This window comes from Conexibacter stalactiti (assembly GCF_033542075.1).
Classification (GTDB): Bacteria; Actinomycetota; Thermoleophilia; order Solirubrobacterales; family Solirubrobacteraceae; genus Conexibacter; species Conexibacter stalactiti.
On sequence record NZ_JAWSTH010000163.1, the window covers coordinates 1 to 9063 of the forward strand.

General features: G+C 72.6%; 8 protein-coding genes. 3 read left to right on the forward strand and 5 right to left on the reverse strand.

What is annotated here, in order from left to right:
* Positions 1 to 228 precede the first annotated feature (228 nt).
* Together R7226_RS30180 and R7226_RS30185 are read right to left on the reverse strand one after the other, a co-directional pair.
* Positions 229 to 900: a ferritin-like domain-containing protein gene (locus R7226_RS30180; RefSeq protein WP_318601213.1), complete on the reverse strand. Its 672-nt coding sequence runs from the start codon at positions 898 to 900 to the stop codon at positions 229 to 231.
* Positions 897 to 1508, reverse strand: a complete 612-nt coding sequence (locus R7226_RS30185; RefSeq protein WP_318601214.1) for a ferritin-like domain-containing protein — start codon at positions 1506 to 1508, stop codon at positions 897 to 899. Before R7226_RS30185 ends, R7226_RS30180 begins: the two co-directional genes overlap by 4 nt.
* A gap of 205 nt (positions 1509 to 1713) precedes the next feature.
* On the opposite strand from R7226_RS30185, the gene R7226_RS30190 reads away from it, so the two are divergent.
* From R7226_RS30190 to R7226_RS30200, 3 genes are read left to right on the forward strand one after another with little or no spacing between them, the layout of a single operon-like run.
* Positions 1714 to 3075 carry a M20/M25/M40 family metallo-hydrolase gene (locus R7226_RS30190; RefSeq protein ID WP_318601215.1) on the forward strand — a complete coding sequence of 454 codons (1362 nt, stop codon included), beginning with the start codon at positions 1714 to 1716 and terminating at the stop codon, positions 3073 to 3075.
* Complete coding sequence (locus tag R7226_RS30195) at positions 3072 to 4736, forward strand: AbgT family transporter (protein WP_318601216.1); 1665 nt, start codon at positions 3072 to 3074, stop codon at positions 4734 to 4736. The genes R7226_RS30190 and R7226_RS30195 overlap by 4 nt, the downstream gene beginning before the upstream one ends.
* Before the next feature lie 12 nt (positions 4737 to 4748).
* Complete coding sequence (locus R7226_RS30200; protein WP_318601218.1) at positions 4749 to 6332, forward strand: SLC13 family permease; 1584 nt, start codon at positions 4749 to 4751, stop codon at positions 6330 to 6332.
* Positions 6333 to 6367: 35 nt separating this feature from the next.
* Here R7226_RS30200 and R7226_RS30205 read toward each other — a convergent pair whose 3' ends face one another.
* The 3 genes from R7226_RS30205 to R7226_RS30215 form a co-directional block, all read right to left on the reverse strand.
* On the reverse strand, positions 6368 to 6592 hold the full coding sequence (locus tag R7226_RS30205; protein WP_318601221.1) for a hypothetical protein: 225 nt from the start codon (positions 6590 to 6592) through the stop codon (positions 6368 to 6370).
* Between the two features lie 47 nt (positions 6593 to 6639).
* Positions 6640 to 7761: an AI-2E family transporter gene (locus tag R7226_RS30210; RefSeq protein ID WP_318601222.1), complete on the reverse strand. Its 1122-nt coding sequence runs from the start codon at positions 7759 to 7761 to the stop codon at positions 6640 to 6642.
* Positions 7762 to 7865: 104 nt separating this feature from the next.
* Positions 7866 to 9063: HAD-IC family P-type ATPase (locus tag R7226_RS30215; protein WP_318601223.1), on the reverse strand; the 1198-nt coding region annotated here is incomplete at its 5' end.

The following is a 9063-nucleotide window of genomic DNA, read 5'->3' on the forward strand; positions in this document are numbered from 1 at the left end:
CCGCGCGTGCGACCGCCGCCCGCGCGACCGGCGCCCAGCGCGCCGGCGCGCCGCCCGCCATCAGCCGCATCGGCACCGGGATCGCGAACGGCCGCGCTGACGGCGGCAGCGGCGCCGACAGCTCGCCGCGGGCGGTCGCGCGCGGCGAGCGCTCCACCACGACGACGACCGTCGCGGCCGCGAGACCTGCCGCGAACGCGAGTCCGACGAGCGAACCGCGGCGCCGACTCAGCCGGTGAAGCGTGGCGCGCTCCTCCCTTCCGTTCTCGCCCGCGCGACGATGAAGCCGGTCGAGGAGACCAGCTCCATCGCTCTCGCTCTCGCAAGCGGCTCGTCGAAGGCGTGCGCGGCCGGCAGGATCCCGGCGAGGCGACGTATCCACGCGGCGTGACGCGCCTCGACCGAGTGGATCGCGATCGCGGCGGCGAGATACTCGCGGCTGGCGATGCGCGGCGCCTCGTGCTTGTAGACCGCGACGGCGAGATCCTCGAACGCGACCGCCGTCTCGCGGAACTGCTCCGGCCGCTCGGTGACGCCGCGGAAGTCGAATGCCGGTCTGGCGCTCGCGTGCCCGCCGAGCACTCTGCGCAGCGCGACCACGTGCGCCCGCTCGTGCGCGCCGACGACCGTCGCCTGGCGTGCGAGCGCCCCGTCGAGCGCGCCCGCGTGCTCCGCCTCGCTGTAGAAGGCGGCCTGCAGCTCCTCGAGCGTCAGCGCGTAGTCGAGGATCGCGATGTCGCCCGCCGCCGACGCCGCCGACGCGGAACCGGCGGCGAGCGCCGCGCCGACCGCCGCGCCGCCGAGCACGGCGGCCGTGCCGCGCAGCAGCTGCAGGCGCGTGAACGTCTCCGCGAGCGCCCCGTCGCGGTCGAATGGGAGCAATCTGTCGAGCGGCGTCACGGCGAGCCCTTCAGCAGCCCCAGCGCGTCGAGCTGGTCGCGGACCTCCTGCTCGTCGGGCAACGGATCGACGGCGTCCGGTGCCGGCAGCTCACCGGCGATCGCGCGCGCCCAGCCGGCGTGACGCGACTCGACGGAGGCGATCCGCGCGACCTCGCTCAGCGTCGCCGGCGTGAGGTTGGTCGCCTGCCCGTTGTAGGCGCCGACGACGAGGTCCTCGAGCGCGGCCGCTGTCGCGCGGAAGCTGTCGAGGTCGGCGGTCGCCTGCGCGAGGTCGAGCGCGGGCGCCGGCCCGGCGGCGCCTCTGAGCGCCGCTTCGATCGCCGCGACGTGCGCCTGCTCGTGGCCGTGCACGACGCGCGCGAACTGGCGCAGCTCGCCGCGCAGCGGCAGGCGCGCGAGCGCTTCGGCGTAGAAGCCGGCCTGCACCCGTTCGAGCAGCAGCGCCAGCTGGAGGATCTCGCGGTCCTGCTGCGCCGACGGCGCCGGTGCCGAGGTCGCCGGCCGCGGCATGCCCAGCAGCGCGACCGCGACCCCACCCGCCGCCGCCGCGCCGGTCGCGACTCCGCGCAGCAGATCACCGCGCGTACCTGCCGAGAGATCCCGCAAGAGTTGTCCATTCCTCGCAAAAGCTGACTCTCAGGCGAGGGTTCCCGATCGCCCGCTTGCTGAGCGGCTGTTGGCGCTTCGGCAGCGGATCGGCGTGTCCCCGCCGAGGCCGGTCGCCCGCCGCGCAGGGGAAAGTTGATCCTAGGTCGGCGGTCTGACATGTTCTCCCTGCAGTCGGTCGAATCCGATCCAGAAAGCAGGGGGCATGGAAGGTCGCGACGTCGCAACGCGGGTGCGGGATCTGATGCCGGAGCTGCGCCGAGATCTCGAGGCGCTGGTGCGGATCCCATCCGTATCCGTTCCGGGCCAGATCGATCAGCCGCTGCTCGACGCCTTTGAGCTGACCTCGCGGCTGTTCGCCGACGCCGGGGTCGCCGTCGACCGGCTCGACCTGCCCGACACCGCTCCCGTCGTGACCGGCGAGATCCCTGCGCCGCCCGGCGCGCCGACGGTCCTGCTCTACAGCCACTACGACGTCGTGCCGGCCGGCGACCTGTCGCAGTGGAGCTCGCCGCCGTTCGAGCCGACCGAGCGCGACGGCGCGCTCGTCGGGCGCGGCGTCGCCGACACGAAGTCGAACGTGATCGCCCACGTCGGCGCGCTGCGCGCCTGGGGCGGCCGGCCGCCCGTCGGCATCAAGCTCTGCATCGAGGGCTACGAGGAGATCGGCAGCGGCGCGCTCGGCACCTATCCGCCGACCGACCCCGGCCGCTTCCAGGCCGACGCGCTGATCATCGGCGACATGGGCAGCATCCGCCCCGGCCAGCCGACGCTGACGACCGCGCTGCGCGGGATGGCGAACGTGACCGTCGAGACGCGCACGCTCGCATCCGGCAAGCACAGCGGCCTCTATGGCGGCGCCGCCCCCGACGCGCTGCTGGCGCTGCTGAAGGCGCTCGCCTCGCTGCATGACGACGCCGGCGACGTCGCCGTCGCCGGCCTGCGGCGCAACGAGTGGGCCGGGCCGGCGCAGCCGGAGGCCGACTTCCGCGAGCTCGGCACGATCCTCGACGGGATGCCGCTGATCGGCACCGGCGGGCTCGGCTCGCGCGTCTGGTCGGGCCCGGCGATCACCGTCACCGGCATCGACGTGCCGTCGGTCGACGGCGCCGTCAACGCGGTCTCGCCGTACGCGCGCGCCCTGCTCAACGTGCGCGTCCACCCGGAGCAGGACGCCGTCGAGGCGCAGACCGCCGTGATCGAGCACCTGCGCGCGCAGCGGCCGTACGGGATCGAGCTCGACGTGCGGCCCGGCGCGACCGGCAACGGCTTCGCGGCGAAGACCGACGGCCCGGCCTACACGGCCGCGCGCGAGGCGTGGTCGGAAGCGTGGGGCCGCGACGCGATCCTCGCCGGCAGCGGCGGCTCGATCCCGATCGTCAGCGCGCTCGCGCAGGCGCTGCCGCAGGCCGAGGCGCTGCTGGTCGGCACGACCGACGGCTTCGCCAACATCCACGGCCCCGACGAGCGGCTGCTGCTCGACGAGTTCGAGCGCGCGACGATCGCCGAGGCCGACTTCCTCGGCCGCTATGCCGCCGCGTTCACGGGTGACGGGAGCGCGCGATGAGCGCCACGAGCGAGCACGTCGACGGCAGCGGCGGCTTCGGCGAGCGCGAGGGCGGCTTCACGCAGCGCGCGCTGGCCTGGATCGAGCGCAACGGCAACAAGGTCCCCAACCCGGCGATCCTCTTCCTCGGGCTGTGCATCGGCGTGATCGTGCTGTCGCAGCTGCTCGACTGGATCGGCGTCAGCATCACGAGCGAGGTCGTCGAGCCGGGCGGCACCGCGGTCGAGCAGAGCCTCAACGGCGTCAGCTCGCTGCCGTACGACAACGCGCCGGAGCAGTACGAGGTCGTGACCGAGACCTTCTCCGTCAGAGGGCTGCTGACGGTCGACGGCATCCGCTTCATGTTCACCTCGTTCGTGCCGAACTTCCTCGGCTTCACCGCGATCGGCGTGATCCTCGTGGCGATGATCGGCGTCGGCGTCGCCGAGCTGTCGGGGCTGGTCGGGGGCCTGATCCGCAAGCTCGTCGCGATCTCGACCGCGGCCTCGCTGACCTTCATCATCGTCTTCGTCGGGATCGTCTCGAGCATCGCCGCCGACGCCGGCTACCTCGTCCTGATCCCGCTCGCCGCGACCGCCTTCCTCAGCGTCGGGCGCAATCCGCTCGCGGGGATCGCGGCCGGCTTCGGCGCGGTCAGCGCCGCGTTCGGGGTCAACATCCTGATCGTCCCGGCCGACGCCGTCATCACCGACATCACCAACGAGGCGGCCGCGCTCGTCGACCCGACGACGAGAATCGACCTCGTCTCCAACCTCTACTTCGGCGCCGCCTGCACGATCTTCCTGACGATCGTGATCGCGCTCGTGACGACGAAGATCGTCGAGCCGCGGCTGGGCAGATGGGATCGCAGCCTCGCCGACGAGGAGGAGCTTGCGCGCGAGGAGGGCGAGGCGGTCGACGCGGCGCTGGAGGCGAAGGGGCTGCGCTGGGCCGGCATCGCGGTGCTCGCGGTGCTCGCCGTCGTCGCGCTGCTGACGCTGCCCTCGGGCGCGCCGCTGCGCAACCCGGAGACCGGCGACATCATCGGCGACTCGCCCTTCATGAGCAGCCTGATCGTGATCATCTCGGCCGCCTTCCTCGCCGCCGGGATCGCCTACGGCCGCGTCGTCGGCACGATCAGAGGCAGTGACGACGTGCTGGGGATGATCACGAGATCGTGGGCGAGCCTCGTCAGCCTGCTCTTCCTCTTCCTGCTGATCGCCCAGTTCATCGCGTACTTCGACTTCAGCAACATGGCGCAGGTCGCGGCCGTCTGGCTCGGCGACATCCTCGAGGAGCTCGACCTCGGCGATCTCTGGCTGCTGCTCGGCGTGATGGTCGTGACGATCCTCGTCAACGTCCTGATCCCGGCGAAGATCGCCAAGTGGGCGATCCTCGCGCCGATCTTCGTGCCGCTGATGCTGCGGCTCGGGATCGAGCCGCAGACGGTGCTGGCCGCCTACCGCGTCGGCGACTCGCCGACGAACGTGCTGACCCCGCTGATGCCGTACTTCGCGCTGATGGTCGTCTTCGCGCAGCGCTACCAGCGCGACGCGGGCATCGGCACGGTGATCGCGCTGATGATCCCGTACACGGTCGTGCTGACGATCGCCTGGACGCTGTTCTTCGTCGCGTGGTATCTGCTCGGGATCCCGCTCGGGCCGGGCTGGCCGGTCCGCTGACCGGCGCCCAGCGTGGATGACGCGACGGTCACGCTGCTGGTCCTGGCGGTCGCCGTCGCGCTGTTCGTCTGGAACCGCCTCCCCGTCGCCGTCGTCGCGCTCGGCGCGGCGCTGGCGCTGTCGGCGACCGGCGTGCTGTCGCTCGGGGAGGCGCTGGCCGGCTTCGGCGACCCGACCGTCCTCTTCATCGCCTCGCTCTTCATCCTCAGCGAGGCGCTCGACGCGACCGGCGTCACGACCTGGGCCGGGCAGCGGCTCGTCGGCGCCGCGGCCGGCGACGCGACCCGGCTGGTCACGTTCGTGCTCGTGCTGAGCGCGCTGCTGGCCGCGCTGATCACCCCCAACGGCGCCGTCGCCGCGCTGGTCCCGATGATGGTCGTGATCGCGACCCGCATCGGCCGCAGCCCGTCGAAGCTGCTGATGCCACTCGCCTTCAGCGCCCACGCCGGCTCGCTGCTGGTGCTGACCGGCTCGCCGGTCAACATCCTCGCCTCCGAGGCGGCGGCCGACGCCGGCGTCGGCCACTTCGGCTTCTTCGAGTTCGCGCTCGTCGGCCTCCCGCTCGCGGCCGGCAGCGTCGGGCTGGCGCTGCTGCTCGGCCAGCGGCTGCTGCCGGACCGCCGCGCGCGCTCGCTGCCGCCTGACCTCAGCAAACATGCGCAGACGCTCGCCGACCAGTACGGGATCGCGCCGAAGTCGGCCGCGCGCGAGGTGCCCGAAGCGCTCTTCACGCGCCAGGTCGGCGTCGCCGAGGTCGTGATCCCGCCGCGCTCGCCGCTGATCGGCCAAGCGGTCTTCCCCGGCATGACGACCGAGAGCGGCGAGCTGGTCGTGCTGTCGATCCAGCGCAACGGGGACGAGCCGGAGTCCGAGGACGTCGAGCTCGCCGCCGGCGACGTGGTGCTGCTGGAAGGCTCCTGGAGCGCGCTCGACGAGCGCCTCGACGCCGACGAGGTGCTCGTCGTCGACCCGCCCGCGGCGGTGCGGCGGCAGGTCGTGCCGCTCGGCCCCGGCGCGCGGCGCACGCTCGTCGTCGGCGCCCTCTTCGTGATCGCGCTCGCGACCGGCGTCGTCCCGGCGGCCGCCGCGGGTCTGATCGCGGCGATGGCGCTCGTCGTGCTCGGCGCGATCGACGAGGAGCAGGCGTACCGCGCCGTCTCGTGGCCGACGGTGATCCTGATCGCCGGGCTGATCCCCGTCTCCGGCGCGATCGAGACGACCGGTGCCGCCGACGACATCGGCGGCATCCTCGTCGACGTCGTCGGCGGCTCCAGCCCCTACCTGCTGCTGGCCGCGCTGTTCGTCGTCGCCGCCGCCTTCGGGGTGGCGGTCAGCAACACCGCGACCGCGCTGATCCTGATCCCCGTCGCGCTGTCGGCCGCCGCCGAGCTGGAGATCTCGCCGCAGCCGGTGCTGATGAGCGTCGCGGTCGCCTGCGCCGCCTCGTTCCTGACGCCGATCTCGACGCCCGGCAACATGATCGTGATGGGACCCGGCGGCTACCGCTTCGGCGACTACTGGCGTTTCGGGCTGCCCTTCCTCGGGCTCTTCTTCGTCGTCGCGGTGCTGCTCGTGCCGCAGCTGTGGGCGTTCTGAGCGGCTGCTGAGCCGCGCGGCGCGCGGCTACGCGGCTAGAGGATTCCGGCTTCTTCCAGCTCGGCGCGCCAAGCGGCGGGCCGGGCCGGGCCGGCGTGCACGACGACGACGGTGTCGGCTCTGGAGGCCGGCAGCACGTCGACGATCTCGGTGAAGAGCGACAGCTCCGAGCGCACCAGCTGGGCACCCATCGAGCGCGGGGTCAGCTCTGTCCCGAGCGACAGCTGCGTCGCCCACACGAAGTCGTTCGTCGCGGCCATGCCGCAGATGCTAGCTCGCGGCGGCGGTCAGCGGGCGCGTGGCCCGCTCAGCTCGCCGGCGCGGCGGGCGGGTCGCCCGGCCGGGCGAGATCCGGCGTGACGCCGCCGGGCAGCTCGATCTTGCGCGCGGTTCGCCAGTCCCACCAGTCTCTGGCGGCGATCTGCAGCGAGGCGGCGACCGGCACCGCCAGCAGCGCGCCCGGCACCCCGAGCAGCGTGCCGCCGCAGAGGACGGCGAAGATCACCCCGAACGGGTGGACGCCGACGGCGCGGTTCTGGATCCGCGGCTGGATCACGTTGTTCTCGACCTGCTGGTAGACGATCGCCCAGATCACCCAGATGATCGTGTCGATCGGGAAGTCGGCGAAGACGGTGACGATGCCGACGACGACGGCGCCGAGCGTCGCGCCGACCATCGGGATCAGGTCGAACAGCGCCGTCAGGACAGCGAGTGGCGCCGCGAATGGGATCCCCAGGATCGTCAAGACGATGAAGGTGGTTATCCCTGCGATCAACGCCTGGAACAAGGCGCCCGCGACATAGGCGCCGACCGCCTGCCCCATGCTCTCGAACGTCGCGCCCAGTCGTCTGGCGCGGTCGTCCGGTTGGAGCGCGAGCAGGCTGCGGATCCAGCGCGGTCCGGAGCCGAGGATGAACGCGACCATGATGAAGATCGTCACCGCGGCGAAGACGGAGTTGACGATCCCGACGCCGAGGTTGCCGAGCAGCTCCGCCGCGTCGCCGATTCTCGACGGCAGGTCGTTCGCCCAGTCCTGCACCTTTCTGGTGATGTCGTACTCGTCGTTGAGTCTCTGCAGCCGCTCGTTCTCGTTCACGTACTGGGTGAACTCGCGCGCGTAGTCGGGCAGCGACTCGACCAGCTTGGAGCCCTCCTTGACCAGCGGCGGAACGACGATCGCGATCACCGCGCAGGGGATCAGCAGCACGCCGATCAACGTCAACGTGATCGCGAGGCCGCGCTTCATCCATCTCTGCAGCAGCGCGACGGGGCCCGACAGCGCGACCGCGATGAAGCCGGCGATCAGCAGCCAGCCGATCGGCTTGCGCAGCAGGTAGACGAGGTAGAGGCCGGCGACGACCGCGACGACCGTGATCGTCGTCGTGAAGACCGTCCGCGCAAGCGACGCGGGGCGTGCATCGGCACCCATGGCGGGACAGTTCGCGCTCGGGGACGCTGGTCCTGCTCGGCGCGGCACGAAGTGGGCGCTGATGTCCGCGCGTGCGGCGGGCTCAGCGCGCGGCAGCCCGGGCGTCAGCGCGTGCCGGCGGCCGACGCGCGCTCGGCGCGCGCGTCGAGCAGCTTCACCAGCCGCAGTGCCGCCGCCAGCAGCGTCAGCGTCACGACCGTCCCGATCGCCCACGCCGCGGCCATCCCGCCAGTCGGGTCGGCGAGGTCGAAGAAGTCGCGCGCGACGGGGATCGCGCAGACGAGCAGGAAGCCGAGCGCCATCAGCGCGCAGAGCCCGGCGACGACCAGCCGCCGCTTGCCGGGCTCATCCTCGAGCACCATCACGATCGCCAGGCCGGAGGCCGTGACGGTCGCGACGGTCACCGTCCGCCCCTCCTCCAGCGACGCGTCGAAGCCGTGACGCGCGAGCAGGTAGGCGACGAGGATCCCGGCGCCGGTCGCGATGCCCGCCGGCAGCGAGAAGCGCGCGATCGCCTTCAGGAAGCCCTCCGGCCGCCACGGGCCGGTCGACGGCGCGAGCGCGAGGAAGAAGGCGGGAATGCCGATCGTCAGCGACGAGACGAGCGTGAACTGGCGCGGCAGCAGCGGGAAGACGCCGCTGGGGATCGCGATCGTGATCAGCAGGAAGGCGGTGAAGACGGCCTTCGTCACGAACAGCCGCGCGACGCGCTGGATGTTGCGCAGGATCTGGCGGCCCTCGTGGACCATTCTCGGGACCTCGTCGAACTCGCCCGAGACGAGCACGAGGTCGGAGACCGAGCGCGCCATCTGCGTGCCGCTGCCCTGCGCGATCGCCAGCCGCGCGCCCTTCAGCGCCGGCACGTCGTTGACGCCGTCGCCGAGCATCCCGACGTACTCGCCGTCCTCGGCCAGCACGCGCACGACGCGCGCCTTGTCCTCCGGCGAGATCCGCCCGATCGCCGGTGCCGCGCGCACCGCGCTCAGCAGCTCGGCGTCGTCCTCCGGCAGCGCGCCGCCGTCCAGCGCATCCGACTGGGCGGGGATTCCGGCATCGCGAGCGATCGCGCCGACGGTCGCCGGGTTGTCGCCCGACAGCACCTTCAGCGCCACCTCTTCTCTGCCGAAGAACGCGACCGTCTTGTCGGCGTCGTTGCGCAGCCGCTCCGCCAGCACGACCGCGCCGAGCGGGCGGATCCCGTCCGGCAGCGGCGCGTCGGGGGCGGCCGGCGGCAGCGCGCCGTCGGCGGCGACGAGCGCCAGCACGCGCCGGCCGGTCGCGGCCTGCTCGGCCGCGGCGGCG

Coding starts and splice junctions, on each gene's coding strand:
- R7226_RS30190 (WP_318601215.1), top strand. CDS start 1,714: ATGGAAGGTCGCGACGTCGCAACGCGGGTGCGGGATCTGATGCCGGAG.
- R7226_RS30195 (WP_318601216.1), top strand. CDS start 3,072: ATGAGCGCCACGAGCGAGCACGTCGACGGCAGCGGCGGCTTCGGCGAG.
- R7226_RS30205 (WP_318601221.1), bottom strand. CDS start 6,592: ATGGCCGCGACGAACGACTTCGTGTGGGCGACGCAGCTGTCGCTCGGG.
- R7226_RS30210 (WP_318601222.1), bottom strand. CDS start 7,761: ATGGGTGCCGATGCACGCCCCGCGTCGCTTGCGCGGACGGTCTTCACG.